16 protein-coding genes are annotated in these 14,300 nt (G+C 71.9%); 7 read left to right on the plus strand and 9 right to left on the minus strand.

What is annotated here, in order from left to right; all coding sequences use genetic code 11:
* The first annotated feature begins 52 nt into the window (after positions 1–52).
* The gene (locus tag BR70_RS0102980) at positions 53–301 is read left to right on the plus strand and encodes a hypothetical protein (RefSeq protein WP_027464862.1); all 249 of its coding nucleotides are present in this window, start codon (positions 53–55) and stop codon (positions 299–301) included.
* Positions 302–330: 29 nt separating this feature from the next.
* On the opposite strand, the gene BR70_RS0102985 is transcribed toward BR70_RS0102980, so the two are convergent.
* Complete coding sequence (locus tag BR70_RS0102985) at positions 331–684, minus strand: four-helix bundle copper-binding protein (RefSeq protein ID WP_231495630.1); 354 nt, start codon at positions 682–684, stop codon at positions 331–333.
* On the opposite strand from BR70_RS0102985, the gene BR70_RS23530 reads away from it, so the two are divergent.
* Positions 683–832, plus strand: a complete 150-nt coding sequence (locus BR70_RS23530) for a hypothetical protein (protein WP_173032071.1) — start codon at positions 683–685, stop codon at positions 830–832. The genes BR70_RS0102985 and BR70_RS23530 overlap by 2 nt on opposite strands.
* A 139-nt stretch (positions 833–971) precedes the next feature.
* Here the strand turns inward: BR70_RS23530 and BR70_RS0102990 are convergent, their stop codons facing one another.
* Complete coding sequence (locus BR70_RS0102990; RefSeq protein WP_027464864.1) at positions 972–1,895, minus strand: AEC family transporter; 924 nt, start codon at positions 1,893–1,895, stop codon at positions 972–974.
* Positions 1,896–1,979: 84 nt separating this feature from the next.
* Between BR70_RS0102990 and BR70_RS0102995 the strand changes: the two genes are divergently transcribed.
* The 3 genes from BR70_RS0102995 to BR70_RS0103005 all read left to right on the plus strand — a co-directional run bounded on the left by BR70_RS0102995 (position 1,980) and on the right by BR70_RS0103005 (position 3,934).
* A complete protein-coding gene (locus BR70_RS0102995; RefSeq protein WP_027464865.1) occupies positions 1,980–2,576 on the plus strand; it encodes a nitroreductase family protein in 597 nt (198 codons plus the stop codon).
* A gap of 82 nt (positions 2,577–2,658) precedes the next feature.
* A complete protein-coding gene (locus BR70_RS0103000) occupies positions 2,659–3,093 on the plus strand; it encodes an acyl-CoA thioesterase (protein ID WP_081827206.1) in 435 nt (144 codons plus the stop codon).
* Positions 3,094–3,175: 82 nt separating this feature from the next.
* Positions 3,176–3,934 (plus strand): HAD-IIB family hydrolase, encoded by a 759-nt coding sequence (locus tag BR70_RS0103005; RefSeq protein ID WP_027464867.1) that lies wholly within the window; start codon positions 3,176–3,178, stop codon positions 3,932–3,934.
* 100 nt (positions 3,935–4,034) lie between these two features.
* Here the strand turns inward: BR70_RS0103005 and BR70_RS0103010 are convergent, their stop codons facing one another.
* Together BR70_RS0103010 and BR70_RS19225 are read right to left on the minus strand one after the other, a co-directional pair.
* Entirely contained in the window at positions 4,035–4,655 is a 621-nt protein-coding gene (locus BR70_RS0103010) for a phosphoribosylanthranilate isomerase (RefSeq protein WP_027464868.1), read from the minus strand.
* A 55-nt stretch (positions 4,656–4,710) separates the two neighbouring features.
* A complete protein-coding gene (locus BR70_RS19225; protein ID WP_051596578.1) occupies positions 4,711–5,763 on the minus strand; it encodes a serine/threonine-protein kinase in 1,053 nt (350 codons plus the stop codon).
* A 198-nt stretch (positions 5,764–5,961) separates the two neighbouring features.
* On the opposite strand from BR70_RS19225, the gene BR70_RS0103020 reads away from it, so the two are divergent.
* Positions 5,962–6,165: a hypervirulence associated TUDOR domain-containing protein gene (locus BR70_RS0103020; protein ID WP_027464869.1), complete on the plus strand. Its 204-nt coding sequence runs from the start codon at positions 5,962–5,964 to the stop codon at positions 6,163–6,165.
* Between the two features lie 3 nt (positions 6,166–6,168).
* On the opposite strand, the gene BR70_RS0103025 is transcribed toward BR70_RS0103020, so the two are convergent.
* Positions 6,169–6,939 (minus strand): DedA family protein, encoded by a 771-nt coding sequence (locus BR70_RS0103025; RefSeq protein ID WP_442854626.1) that lies wholly within the window; start codon positions 6,937–6,939, stop codon positions 6,169–6,171.
* A gap of 51 nt (positions 6,940–6,990) precedes the next feature.
* Entirely contained in the window at positions 6,991–8,172 is a 1,182-nt protein-coding gene (locus BR70_RS0103030) for an ROK family transcriptional regulator (RefSeq protein ID WP_197019608.1), read from the minus strand.
* Between the two features lie 62 nt (positions 8,173–8,234).
* On the opposite strand from BR70_RS0103030, the gene BR70_RS0103035 reads away from it, so the two are divergent.
* A complete protein-coding gene (locus BR70_RS0103035) occupies positions 8,235–9,932 on the plus strand; it encodes a beta-N-acetylhexosaminidase (RefSeq protein WP_027464872.1) in 1,698 nt (565 codons plus the stop codon).
* 189 nt (positions 9,933–10,121) lie between these two features.
* Here the strand turns inward: BR70_RS0103035 and BR70_RS0103040 are convergent, their stop codons facing one another.
* The 3 genes from BR70_RS0103040 to BR70_RS0103050 form a co-directional block, all read right to left on the minus strand.
* Positions 10,122–12,209, minus strand: coding sequence for a PTS fructose transporter subunit IIABC (locus BR70_RS0103040; RefSeq protein ID WP_027464873.1), 2,088 nt, complete (start codon positions 12,207–12,209; stop codon positions 10,122–10,124).
* 74 nt (positions 12,210–12,283) lie between these two features.
* Entirely contained in the window at positions 12,284–13,279 is a 996-nt protein-coding gene (locus BR70_RS0103045; RefSeq protein ID WP_027464874.1) for a 1-phosphofructokinase family hexose kinase, read from the minus strand.
* Positions 13,276–14,064, minus strand: a complete 789-nt coding sequence (locus tag BR70_RS0103050; RefSeq protein WP_027464875.1) for a DeoR/GlpR family DNA-binding transcription regulator — start codon at positions 14,062–14,064, stop codon at positions 13,276–13,278. The genes BR70_RS0103045 and BR70_RS0103050 overlap by 4 nt, the downstream gene beginning before the upstream one ends.
* Positions 14,065–14,300: the final 236 nt, after the last annotated feature.

Consider the following 14,300-nt stretch of genomic DNA (forward strand, 5'->3'; position numbering starts at 1 on the left):
TCACGCCGACGTAGGTTTCCTGCACCGAACCCCTTCGAGAGCAGGTGAAGCCATGTCCCGCACGACGATCCTTCCCATCCAGCGCCTCATGGCGACCGCGGCCCCCGGTGCGTGGCGCGACGGCATCGTCGTCGAGACCCGCGCAGCCGACGCCGTGGTGCTGTTCCTCGACGGGAGCATCACGCAGCTGCGGGTGGCGGACGCCGACGGCGTCCTGTCGGTCGGCGAGCCGGTCGCCCACCACCCGGTCGCAGAGATCCTCAGCGCCGGCGGTCGACAGACCACCGCACGCGTCGCGTAGCGCAGGCGGAGCGGTTCAGGCGGAGCGGTTCAGGCCGCCATCGAGTCGAGCATCGCCTGGCACTTCGACACCATCTCGTCGCAGGCCATGGCGCAGTACCGGCACGACTCGTCCATGTCCTGGTGCTGGCGGCACTCGGCGGCACATGCGGTGCCCATCGCGACGACGGCCATGAGCATCGCCTGCATCGCGGCGGTGTCCATCCCCATCGGACGCATCATCATCCGCATGCCGGTGTCGGCGAGCATCGCGGTGTTCGAGCACATCGCGGCGCAGGTCGCCATCTCGCCGCCCATCCGCATGTCGGCCGCGGAGCACATCGTCGCCGCCATCGACGCGGCGTTCATCGCCATCATCGTGTCCTGCATCATGTCCATGTCCATGTCCATCTCCATGGGCATGTCCGTCATCGACATGTTCTTCATCATCGCCATCGTGTCCATCGCCGGTCTCCTCGTCGTGGTCATCGGTCACGGGGCGGTCCGCCCCGCGTGCCCGCCAGGGTACGCGCGTGCCGTCCGCGCTTCGTGAGCAGAACGGGTCGGGTCGGCGGACGCGACCCGACCTCTGCTGCTCACCATCCGCGGTGGTCGCCACCACGGCCGGACGGGAGGCCCGGTTCGGCCCCGCCACGGGCCTCCCGTCCGCCGCGTCGCGCGACCACGGCGCGCTACGGGTGCAGCAGGGCGGCGATCGCGACGAGCACGGGCACCGAGCCGAGCGTCGAGATGAGCACGACGTCGCGCGCCACCGGGACCGCTGCCCCGTACCGCTGCGCGTAGTTGAAGACGTTCTGCGCCGCCGGCAGGGCGCCGAGGGTGGTGAGCACGAAGACCTCCTGGTCGCCGAGCCCGAACACGAAGCGTGCGAACACGAACGCCACGGCCGGCATCACCACGAGCTTGATCGACGACGCGACGATGACGTCGGTGCGGATCGCCGGGTCCCGCAGCGGGGTCGCACCGTGCAGGCTCATCCCGAACGACAGCAGCACGACGGGCACCGCGGCCGCGCCGACGAGCGAGAACGGCTCGAGCACCGGGTCGGGCAGCGTGGTCCCCGTCGCCGAGCACACGAGCCCGACGAGCGAGGCGATGATGATCGGGTTCCGGAACGGCCCCGCGATCCGCCGACCCCACCCGCCGCCTCCCGCGGTCGCAGCGTCGAGGATCGTCAGCGCGATCGGGGCCATCACGACGAGCTGCAGCAGGATCACGGGCACGACCGCGGTCGCCTGGCCGAGCACGTACACGGCCACCGGCAGTCCGATGTTGTTCGCGTTGACGTAGCTGGACGCCAAGGCGCCGACGGTGGTCGTGGTGACGGGGCGGCGCAGCACGAGACGGAACACGGCGGCGGCACCGAGGGCGACCACGGCGGCACTCAGCAGCGAGACCCAGAGCATCGACGACAGCAGCGACGCGATGTCGGCGGTCGCGATGGTGTGGAACAGCAGGCACGGCATCAGCACGAAGAACGCGAGCCGACTCATCACGAACTGCGCGTGCGGGCCCAGCAGACCGATGCGTCCGACGACGTACCCACCGGCGATGATCGCGCCGATGATCGCGAAGCCGGTCAACACGCCACCCATCCCGTCCATCCTGGCACCTGCCGGCGGTGATGTGACGTCACTCAGGTCGGAAATGCGTACGCATCGAATACCGTTGAGCGCATCATGACCTCGACGAACGCCGACACCCTCACCCGGTCCACCGACTCCAGCCAGCCGCTCGTGCCGCTGCTCGAGGAGCGCTGGAGCCCGCGCTCCTACGACGAGACCGCGACGATCTCGGACGACCAGCTCGACGCCGTCCTCGAGGCCGCTCGCTGGGCCCCCTCGGCCATGAACTTCCAGCCCCGACGCTTCATCGCCGGCCGCCGTGGCACCGAGACGTTCCGGAAGATCAACGAGAACCTGCTCGGCTTCAACGCCGCCTGGGCCTTCCGCGCCAGCGCCCTCGTCGTCGGCGTGCTCGAGACCGTGACCGCCGACGGTGAGGAGCGCCCCTTCGCGCAGTACGACCTCGGCCAGTCGCTCGCCGCCCTGACCGTGCAGGCGCACGCCGAGGGGCTGCACGTGCACCAGATGGCGGGCATCGACGCCGCCGGGCTCCGCGCCGCGTTCGACCTGCCCGAGCGGTTCCTGCCGTACACGGTCACGGCCGTCGGCACCGTCGCGCACCCGTCGCAGCTCGACGACAAGGCCGCCGAGCGCGAGGTCGCCCCCCGCACCCGCATCCCCCTCGACGAGGTCGTCCTCGTCAAGGAGTGAGCACCGGCGGCATCGCCGCCCGCGATCGCCACGACGGCCGTGTCCCTGCGAGGGCGCGGCCGTCGGCGTACCATGACGTGACATGGATCAGCACCAGGACGACGCCCCGCCGGAGATGAACTTCTACACCCGGAAGTGGGTGCGACCCGAGGACCTCAACGCCAACGGCACCCTGTTCGGCGGCAGCCTGCTCCGCTGGATCGACGAGGAAGCCGCGGTCTACGCGATCATCCAGCTCGGCAACGGCAAGGTCGTCACGAAGTACATGTCGGAGATCAACTTCCTGTCCTCGGCCAAGGAGGGCGACATCGTCGAGATCGGCCTCGTCGCCACCCGGTTCGGCCGGTCGTCGCTGACCATGCGGGCCGAGGCGCGCAACCTCTTCACGCACCGCAGCATCCTGACGATCGACGAGGTCGTCTTCGTGAACCTCGACGAGGACGGCAACCCCGCCCCGCACGGCTACACGGACATCACCTACGCCCGCGACCGGGTCCCCGCCACGCACCGCGCGTGACCCCGCAGACATCGCGCAGCACCCGGGCACCCGGGTGGTCGCACCCTGCGGGTGGTCGGCGGGCTCTGGCAGGATCGGTGGCATGACCACGCCCCGCCTCGTCGCCTTCGACCTGGACGACACGCTCGCCCCGTCGAAGTCCTCCCTCGACCCCCGCATGCTCGAGACCTTCGCGTCCCTGCTCGAGGTCGTGCCGGTCGCGGTCATCTCCGGCGGCAACTTCACCCAGTTCGAGCAGCAACTGGTCACCCCGCTCCGGCAGCGCGAGGGCCTGACGCTCGACGCCCTGCACCTCCTGCCGACCTGCGGCACCCGGTACTACCGCTGGGAGGACCAGGACTGGGCACTGCAGTACGCCGAGGACCTCACCGACGAGCAGAAGGACCGCGCCCTCGCCGCGGTCGAGGCCCGTGCGAAGGAAGCCGGGTACTGGGAGTCCGAGACCTGGGGCGCCATCCTCGAGGACCGCGGGTCGCAGATCACGTTCTCCGCCCTCGGCCAGTCGGCCCCGGTGGACGTCAAGAAGCAGTGGGACCCGACCGGCGAGAAGAAGGACCACCTGCGCCGTCTGGTGCAGCAGGACCTGCCCGACCTCGAGGTCCGCTCGGGCGGCTCCACGAGCATCGACATCACCCGCAAGGGCATCGACAAGGCCTACGGCATGCAGCGTCTCGCCGAGATCACCGGCATCGCGCTCGACGACATGCTCTTCGTCGGCGACCGGCTCGACCCCGAGGGCAACGACTACCCGGTCAAGGGGCTCGGCGTCCCCTGCCACGCGGTCGAGGGCTGGGAGGACACCGACGCGTTCCTGACGGAGCTCATCCCCACCCTGCGCTGAGCGCGCGGCGGACGGGAGGCCCGTGGCGGGCCCGCACCGCGCCTCCTGTCAGTCCGCGGTCGCGTCCAGAGCCGCGAACGCGACCGATGCAGCCGGGCACTCAGCCCAGGCTGCGGACGGCCTCGACGAACGCACGGATCTTCGCGGGGTCCTTGACGCCGCGCTCGGACTCGACGCCGCTCGACACGTCGACGCCGTCGGGGTCGAGCGCCTCGACCGCGGCGACCACGTTGGCCGGGGTCAGCCCACCGGCGAGGATCCAGGCCTCGTCCACGCCGTCGATCGTGGCCGGGTCGACGAGCCGACCGCTGCCGGGCACGGCGGCGTCGAGCAGCAGCAGGTCGTGGTCGAACGCGGCGCGCTGTTCGGGCGTCTCGCGCAGGTAGTCCTCGGCCGCGATGGCGCGGATGGTGAAGAAGCCGGCATCGCGCGCGCGGGCGAAGTCGGACGCCGACTCGCCACCGTGCAGCTGCAGGGTGGTGAGCCCGACCTCGGAGGCGATGCCCACGATCTCGTCGATCTTCTGGTCACGGAAGACCCCGACGGCGTCGATGCCGTCCGGCACCCGCTCGACCAGTTCCTTCGCCAGGTCGGCGGTGACGGTCCGGGGGCTGCCCGCCGCGAAGACGAACCCGACGGCGTCGGCACCCGCGTCGATGGCGGCGTCCACGGTGTCGGGCGTCGACAGGCCACAGATCTTGATCCAGCGCTGGTCGGTCATGCTGTCCATCCTGCCAGGGCGCTCCGGTGCTCGGAGCACGGAGCCGCCGAGCGGGTCAGTGCAGGGCACCCGCGACGTAGGCGGCCACGCAGGCCGCGGTGACGCCGAAGGCCGCGAAGGACCCGACCAGGACGTTCCGCCGGCGCCAGCGACGCACCGCGGAGAACGTGCCGCGCTTGGCGTGCCGGTGCGCGGCGCGGTGCATGCGGTGGTCGCGCTGGTGCTTCACGCGTTCCGGGCCGAGCGGCACCGGGCCGGTGATCTGGGTGGACCCGCCGCGCAGCGCGTTGGCGATGGCGACCGCCGTGGGCCGGCGCTCCGGGTCGCGGGCGGTCATCCGGCTGAGCAGCTCGCGCCACTCGTCGGCGACGTCGTCCGGGATGTCGGGATCGCGACGGAGCCGGGCGAGTGCGGCCTCGATCAGGGTGCCCGAGTACTCCTGCTTGCCGGTCAGCGCCTCGAGCAGGACGAGCCCGAGCGAGTACACGTCGGTGGCGAAGCTGATCGGTTCGCCAGCGACCTGCTCCGGGCTGAGGTAGGCGGCGGTGCCGATGACCGTGCCGTCGTTCGTCAGGCGGGAGCCGTCGACGAAGTGGGCGACGCCGAAGTCGGTGAGCTTGACCGTGCGCGCGAACCCGGACGAGCCCTCGTCGCTGATCAGGATGTTGGCGGGCTTCACGTCGCGGTGCACGATGCCGCGGGAGTGCACGTAGGCCAGGGCGTCGGCGAGCTGCGCACCGAGGTCGGCCACCTCGTAGTTGTGCAGGGCGCCCTCGGACAGGCGGCGGAGCAGCGTCGTGTCGGCGATGAGCTCCATCACGATGAACCGGTGCGGGCCGTCCTCGAACTCGTGGGTGCCGGCGTCGTACAGCGGGATGAGCCCCGGGTGGGAGAGCATGCTGAGCAGCCGGATCTCGCGCTCCTGGCGGACGCGGTCGGCGGTCGTCATCTTGTCCGGGGTCGCGAAGAGCTTCACGGCCACGGCCCGGTACGTGTGCTCGTCACGGGCTTCGTAGACGGATCCCATGCCGCCGGTGCCGATGAGCTTCACGAGCCGGTACCGCGCAGAGAGGACGGTGTCCGCCCGCGCGCTGTCCAGCAGGGTCATGGTGTCCGTCGTCCCGTCCGGAGCCCGTGGTTCCGCGGCCGCTGCCGACGTGTGGACTCAAGGGAAACGGTACGCGTCCGACTCTCGATCCGCATGGCCGTTACGACATCGTGATCGCCGTACTCCCCCGGGTTTCCGGGGATCGACGGGGTACAGTCCGACCTCCACCAGGACGAGGAATCGCGCAAGGAGGACAGCATGGCGTTGTCGAAGGGTGACGAGGTGCACTGGAACACCTCGCAGGGCAGGACGACCGGCACGCTCGTACGCAAGCGGACGAGCGACTTCGAGTTCGACGGGCAGCACTTCAGGCCGACCGACGACGACCCGTACTGGATCGTCGAGTCGGAGAAGAGCGGCAAGCAGGCCGCCCACAAGGAGTCGGCGCTGACGAAGGCCTGAGGCTCAGTCGCGGGCGGGCTCGGCGCGACGACGACCCCGGGCACCGCCCACGGCAGTGCTGCCGGCGGCGTCGTCGTGGTCGTCGGGGCCGCCCGTGCGCCGCTCGGCGCGCACACGGCGGATCCGGCGCACGACGAAGGTCACCACGACCGCGGCGATCGCCACGTAGAGCACGCGGTCGATCCACTCGGTGTAGGCCTCGACCTGGTCGTACTGCGACCCGAACGCGGCACCGAGCAGCACGAGCGCGCTGTTCCAGATGCCGCTCGCGATGATCGTGAACACCGAGAACGTGCCGAGGTGCATGCGGTCGGCGCCGGCCGGCAACGAGATGAGGCTGCGGACGATCGGGACGAACCGGCCGAAGAAGACCGCGCTCTTGCCGTGCCGGTGGAACCAGCCGGCTGCCTTGCGGAAGTCGTCCTCGTCGACGAGGGGCAGCTTGCCGAACCACCGTGTGGTGCGTTCGAACCCGATCTTCGCGCCGAGCCAGTACAGCACCAGCGCCCCGAGGTACGAGCCGAGCGTCGCCAGCACCAGGACGAGCACGAGGTTCATCTGGCCGGCGCCCGCGAGGAACCCGGCCAGCGGCAGGATGACCTCGGACGGGATGGGCGGGAACACCGTCTCGACGAAGAGCATCAGCCCGACGCCCCACTCCCCCAGGGCGTCGATCAGCTGGAGCACCAGGCCGGAGAGTCCCCCGAGGTCCGACGGAGCGGTGGAGTCGCCACTGGCGACGGTCATGGCACGGGCGGTCACGGCAGTCGTCATGCCCTCAGCATTCCTGAACGCCCTGTCAGGACCCGGCGCGCTCCCTGGGTGTCAGCCGAGTCCCATGTGGACGGATCGGACGTGCGCGAGCGACCGGGCGAGCGCACCCCGGGCCACGGCGTCCCGCCCGACGGTCGACGGGGTGAACGCCACCGGGTGCCGGAGCCGCGGCGTGACGATCTCGTCGAGCGCGGCGCAGAACACCTCCGCCGCCGGCAGGACCTCGCCACCGACGACGACGACCTCGGGGTCGATCGTCGTCACGAGCTGCACGACGCCGGGTGCCACGTCGGCCGCGAACGCACGAACGGTCTCGACGGCCGACACCGAGCCCTGGGCGGCCGCGGCGAAGACGGACTCGAGGTCCGTGTCGGACGGGATCCGGGCCTCCAGGCGGGCGGGTGCGGCGGGCCAGCCGGTCGAGGCGATGCCGCCCATCTCACCGGCGGCACCGCGCGCACCGCGCGCCAACGAGCCGTCGACCACCAGGGCGGCACCGATCTGCCGACCCATGACCAGGTACAGGCCGTCCCGGACGCCGTGGAACCGACCCCACCGGGCCTCGGCTGTGGCGGCCAGCTTGGCGTCGTTGTCGAAGAAGGTGGCGACCCCGGGGAAGAGGTCCTGGATCCGGCCGGGCACCCGTCGCTCGACCCACTCGGGCACCGCGACCGTGTAGTCGATCGCCCCGTCACGGTCGACGACCGCCGGGACGCCGAACGTGGCACCGAGCACCGGGGCTCCACCGGCGGGGCCGCCGACCGCGCCACCGACGGGCGACGTCAGCCGACGGACCACGTCCTGCACGCTCGACCAGGCCTGTTCGGCGTCGGCGAGGTCGGTGTAGCGCTCCTCGACGCGGGCGAGCGTGACGCCGCGCAGGTCCGCCCGCACGCCGACGATGCCGTGCAGGCCGAGGTCCACGCCGAGCACGGAGCCGGCCGACGCGTCCGCCGCGAAGCGCTTGGCCCGACGACCGGCCTTGTTCGGGGTCGCGATCGCCTCGGCCTCGGTCACCCAGCCCTGGTCGACCAGGTCGGCGAGCGCCGCCTCGACCGTGGGGCGGGAGAGTCCGACCGTGCGGCCGAGCTCGGTGACCGTGCGGGAGACGTCGTCGCGCAGGAGCTCGTCGAGGATGGCCCGCGAGTTCATCTGCCGCAGGACGCCGGGGGTCGTCCCCACGACACCGGGGGTCGCCACCACGACGCCCGCGACGCCAGGGGTCGTTGACACGGTCTGCTCCACGGTCATAGCCTCCACATTACGAAAGATCATTGAGGAATGGTGGCTCCGACATGCTCGTCCCACGACCGCGCCGCACCGCTCCCGGTGTCGGGGCCTTCGAGATCACCCCGTCGACCCGGATCGCCGCCGACCCGGCGAGCGAGTCCGTCCGACTGTACCTGCAGCAGACCCTGCGGGGATCGACCGGGCTGCCGGTGCGGGACGCCCTCGACGACGCGGCACCCGGGGCCGGCACGATCGCGCTGCGCGTCGCCGACGACCCGTCCCTGCCCGCGGGTCCGACGACGCCGGAGGGCGACCGGGTGGAGTCGTTCCGCCTCACGGTGACGCCCGACGGCATCGACGTCGTCGGCGGTTCGCCCGCCGGGGTCTTCTACGGCGTGCAGGCCCTGCTGCAGCTGCTGCCCCCGGACGTGTACCGCAGCGGCCGGGTCGCGACCGGCCCGTGGTCCGTCCCCGCCGTGGTCGTCGAGGACGCCCCGGCCTTCGCCTGGCGCGGCGTGATGCTCGACGTCGCCCGCCACTTCCGCACGAAGCACGAGGTCATGCGGGTCGTCGACCAGCTCGCCGCGCACCGGATCAACCGCCTGCACTTCCACCTCACCGAGGACCAGGGGTGGCGCATCGAGATCCGGAAGCACCCGCGCCTGACCGAGGTCGGCTCCTGGCGTCGGGAGTCCCAGGTCGGCGCGCACGTCCCCGGGCCCGACGGCACACTCGTCGTCGCCGGGTTCGACGGCCGCCCGCACGGCGGGTACTACACGCAGGACGACATCCGCGAGATCGTGGCGTACGCGGCCGACCGGTTCGTCACCGTCGTCCCCGAGATCGAGACCCCCGGGCACGTCCGTGCGGCGCTGGCGGCCTACCCGTCGCTCGGCGTCACGGGTGAGCCCGTCGAGGTGTGGACGGAGTGGGGCATCGCCGACGACGTCCTGAACGCCGAGGACGCCACGATCGACTTCTTCAAGGACGTCCTCGACGAGGTCATCGCGCTCTTCCCCTCCGGCTACATCGGCATCGGCGGTGACGAGTGCCCGAAGGTGCAGTGGGAGACCGACCCGCGCACCCAGGAGCGCATCCGCGAGCTCGGGCTGCGGGACGAGGAACAGCTGCAGGCCTGGATCATCGGGCAGCTCGCCGCACACGTCGAGTCGCACGGCCGGCGGGCGTTCGGGTGGGACGAGATCCTCGAGGGCGGCACGCTCGACCCCTCGGCGACCGTGGTCTCCTGGCGCGGGCTGACCGGCGCACGCACCGCCGCCCGCCGCGGGCACGACGTCATCTCGTCGCCGGACGACCAGGTGTACCTCGACTACCGCCAGAGCGACCTGCCGACCGAGCCGATCCCGGTCTCGATCGTGCTCACCGTCGACGACGTCTTCGCCTTCGACCCGGTGCCGTCCGGACTCACCGAGGCCGAGCGCGCCCACGTCATCGGCGGCCAGGGCAACATGTGGACGGAGCACGTCGACTCCGCCCGTCGGCTCGACTACCAGCTCTTCCCCCGCGTCGCCGCCCTCGCCGAGGCACTGTGGTCGGCGGACGTCACCGGGCCGCGCGACCTCGCCGAGTTCCGCGGACGCCTGGCCGAGCACACCGCCCGGCTCGAGGCCATGGGCATCGAGTACCGGCACGAGGCCGGGCCGTTCCCGTGGGAGCAGCGACCGGGCGTCCCGGGGCGCCCGCACTCGCGTGAGGAGCGTGCGGCGTACATCGACGCGGTGACGGCGAACATCGCCGAGTAGCGCGCGTCGAGCGGTCGCGACACCCCGCTCGGTTCCGCCGAGCGGTCAGGTTCCGACGTGTGGGCGCCACGCCAGCGACGTGACGTGACCGCTCGACGCGCGGCCGGCGGTGCGTCGCGACCGCACGACGGACGGGAGGCCCGGTGCCAGCTGGCACCGGGCCTCCCGTCTTCCCTGGGGTCGCGTCGACTACGCGGCGACCGGTGCGCGCTGGCCCACCGTCTCGCCCGCCACCGCAGCTTCACTAGCCGCAGCGGCCTCGTCGACGGGGCGACGACGGACCCACTTCTTCAGGGCGACGAGCACCAGCGCGGACACCACGGTCCCCGCCAGGATCGCGACGACGAACATCAGGACGTCACCGATCGCGAAGAAGACGAAGATCCCGCCGTGCGGCGCTCGCGAGGTCACGCCGGCAGCCATCGAGATCGCACCCGTGATCGCGGCACCGACCATCGACGCCGGGATGACGCGCAGCGGGTCGGCAGCGGCGAACGGGATCGCACCCTCGGAGATGAAGGACGCACCGAGCAGCCACGCGGCCTTGCCGTTCTCGCGCTCCGGCTTCGTGAAGCCCTTGCGGTAGAGCACGGTCGAGGCGAGTGCGAGTGCGAGCGGCGGCACCATGCCGGCCGCCATGACGGCGGCCATGATCTCGAACGGCACCACGTTCGTGGCGGTCCCGGCACCGAGCCCGGCGACGGCGAACGCGTACGCCACCTTGTTGACCGGACCACCGAGGTCGAACGCCATCATCAGGCCGAGGATGATCCCGAGCAGCACGGCCGAGGCACCGGAGAGCGAGTTGAGCCAGGCGGTGAGTTCGGTCATGACCCAGGCGATCGGGCCGCCGAGCACCAGGAGCATGAGGCCCGAGGCGATGATCGACGCGAACAGCGGGATGATCACGACCGGCATCAGGCCGCGCAGCCAGCGCCAGGTCGGGATGCGCCCGATCCAGTACGCGGCGGCACCGGCGATGAGGCCACCGACCAGACCGCCGAGGAACCCGGCGTTCATGAACACGGCGATGGACCCGGCCACGAAGCCCGGTGCGATACCGGGACGGTCGGCGATGGCGTACGCGATGTACCCGGCGAGTGCTGCGACCAGGAACCCGAGCGACACGGACCCGATCTGGAACGCGGCGGCGCCGAGGTAGTAGCCGAGGCCCTCCGGCGGCAGGTTCAGCAGGGTGTAGTTGGTGAGCGTGAACACGGCGTTGTTCTGGCCCGAGTCACCGTGGGTCAGCGCGATGCCGTACCCGGACAGCAGGAAGCCGAGCGCGATGAGGAGCCCGCCGCCGGCGACGAACGGGATCATGTAGCTGACGCCCGTGAGCAGCCAGCGCTTGAGCGACTGGCCGAAGTGCTCGTTCTTGGCGGTGGACTCGCCCTCGACGGCGGCGCCGCCCTGCACGCGTGCGGCGTGCGGGTCCTCCGAGGCGCGGATGGCCTCGGCGATCATTTTGTCGGGCTCGTCGACACCGCGCTTCACGGGTCCGGACACCAGCGGCTTGCCGGCGAACCGACCGCGGTCGCGGACGTCGACGTCGACCGCGAACACCACGGCGTCGGCCCGGGCGATGAGCGCCGGGTCGAGGGGTTCGACCTGCGAGGACCCCTGCGTCTCGATGTGCATCTCGGCACCGGCGCGCTGGGCTGCGGCGACGAGGGCGTCGGCCGCCATGTAGGTGTGCGCGATCCCGGTCGGGCAGGCGGTGACGCCGACGAAGACCTTGCGGCCCGCCTCCGGCGCGGTGGCCGGTTCGGAGGCACTGCTCGCCTTCCCGACGCCCGCCTCGGCAACTTCGCCACTCACCTCGTCGTCGACCAACCGGACGATCTCGTCGGCCGTGGTCGCGGCGCGCAGCGCGGCCGTGAAGTCCTCACGGATGAGCGCGCGGGCCAGGGTCGAGAGGACCGTCAGGTGGTCCTTGTCCGCCCCCTCGGGCACGGCGATCATGAAGACGATGTCGGCGTCGCCGTCCGGAGCACCGAAGGGCACCTTCCGGGCCAGGCGCGAGAACGCCAGCGTCGGCTCGGACACCGACGCCGAACGGGCGTGCGGGATGGCGATGCCGCCGGGGACGCCCGTGCCGACGCTCGCCTCGCGCTTGATGGCGTCGTCGGCGAGCGTGGTGCCGTCGGCGGCGCGGCCGGTCGCGGCGACGCGGTCGGCGAGCACCCGGATCACGTCGGTCGACGTGGCGCCGAGGTCCTCGTCGAGGCCGACGAGCTGTGCGCTGATGAGGCGCGGACTCGAGTCTGCGGACATGTGCTTGCTCCTTCGCAATGGCGCTGATCGCGCGGTGGTGCAGGTGTTCGTGGGGTGATCGGGTGGGGAGGGGATCAGGCGGGTTCGGGGGCCGGGTGCGTTTCGAGCACCCGGACGGAGACCGCCGTCGGGTCGGTGTGGTCGAGTGCCGGCACGTCGCTGCCGGGCAGGGCTGCGGCCGCGGCACCGGTGGCGACGGCCTGCGCGAGACGCTGCTCGGGCGACGCTCCCGCGACCTCGGCGAGCAGGTAGCCGGCGAGCGAGGAGTCCCCCGCGCCGACCGTCGACCGGGCGACGATCTTCGGTGCGGCGGCGGCAAACGCGCCCTCGTCGGAGACCAGCACGGCACCGGCGCTGCCCAGGGTGAGCAGGACCGTGCCGACGTTCCTCCGCCGCAGCCGTTGGGCCCCGGCCACCGCGGCGTCGAGGTCGCGCTCGTACTCCTCGGGGTCGCCGCCGACGACCTCCGCGAGTTCCTCGGCGTTCGGCTTCACCAGGTCGATCCGTTCCCCCGACTGCAGCAGCGCGGTGAACGGCACCCCGGACGAGTCGACGGCGATCCGGACGTCCGCACCGTGGCGGGCACGGACGGCCCGGACGAGCACGGCGAGCGCGTCGTCGGGCAGACCGGGCGGCAGCGACCCGGCGACCACGACCCAGCGGGCGGCGGGACCGGTGGCGGTCGCAGCGGCGGTGTCGGCGACCAGGGCGGCGAGGTCGTCGAGGCGACCGGCGAGCGACGGGCCGGGTTCGTTGAGCTTCGTGGTGGTGCCGGTCGGCTCGGTCACGGTGACGTTCGACCGGAGCGGCGCCCCGATCGGCAGCGCTGCGGTGGGGATGCCGCGCGTCGCCAGGCCGAGCAGGACCGGGTCGAGCTCGTCGCCCGGCAGGACGGCGACGGTGTCCCCGCCGCTCGCGACGACCACGCGGGAGACGTTGACGCCTTTGCCGCCGGGTTCCGCGGTGGACCGGGTCGCACGCTGGACCGCGCCGCGCTGCAGTTCGCCGGCGAGCTCGATCGTGCGGTCGAGGGACGGGTTCGGGGTGACCGTGACGATGCGGACGTTCATGCGACGACGACCTCGACGTCGGAGCCGGCGAGCGCCTCGGCCAGGTCGGCGGGCGGCTGCTGGTCGGTGACGAGCGTGTCGATCTCGTCCAGGCGCGCGAACCGCATCAGGGCCTCCACGCCGTGCTTGGCGGCGTCGGCGAGCACCACGGCCCGTCGGGCGGCGAGCACGTAGGCGCCCTTCACGGCGGCCTCGTACTCGTCCGGGGTGCTCAGGCCGAAGCCGGCGGACAAGCCGTTCGTGCCGATGAACGCCACGTCGGGCCGGAGGGCGCCGATCTGCTCGACGGTGGCCGTGCCGACCGCGGCGCTCGTGACGCCGCGCACGCGGCCGCCGAGCAGGTGCAGTTCGAGGTGCTCGCTGTGCTGCAGGGTGGCGGCGATCGGCACCGAGTTCGTGATGACGGTGATCGTCGAGCCGGCGACCTCGGGCTCCCAGCGGGCGAGTTCGGAGGCGACTGCGGCGCACGTGGTGCCGGCGTCGAGGGCGATCGAGCCGGTGAACGTCGGCGGGACCAGGCGCATCGCGGCCCGGGCGATCGCGGACTTCGCGGAGCCGTGCTGGCCCTCCCGCTCGGCGACGCTGAGCTCGACGACGCTCGAGCGCCCGACGGGGACCGCTCCCCCGTGCACCCGGCGCAGGACCCCGGCGGTCTCGAGCAGGTCGAGGTCGCGGCGCACGGTCTCGGTGGTGACGTCGAAGTGCTCGGCAAGCCCGGCGACCGACACGCGACCGGCGGACTGCAGCTCGGCGGCGATGGCGGTGTGCCGCTCGGTTGCGTACATGCCCGAACTCCTTCGTTCCGTTGGGTATCGAGCACTGTACGTCCGAAACCCACAAGAACGCAACCATTCCGTCACGCAACCAACACGTCCACAGGTGCAGGCCGTGCGCTGCAGCGGTCACAACACGTCGCAACCCGGAGGCCGAGGGGTCACGAAGTGTCGGCTGCAATGGCGCCAGCCGACACTCCTTGACCGCTCGCAGGCATGCACGCGGGGTGTTGCGACCTCGCGACACG

The sequence above is a fragment of the Curtobacterium sp. UNCCL17 genome, from assembly GCF_000686685.1.
Classification (GTDB): domain Bacteria; phylum Actinomycetota; class Actinomycetes; order Actinomycetales; family Microbacteriaceae; genus Curtobacterium; species Curtobacterium flaccumfaciens.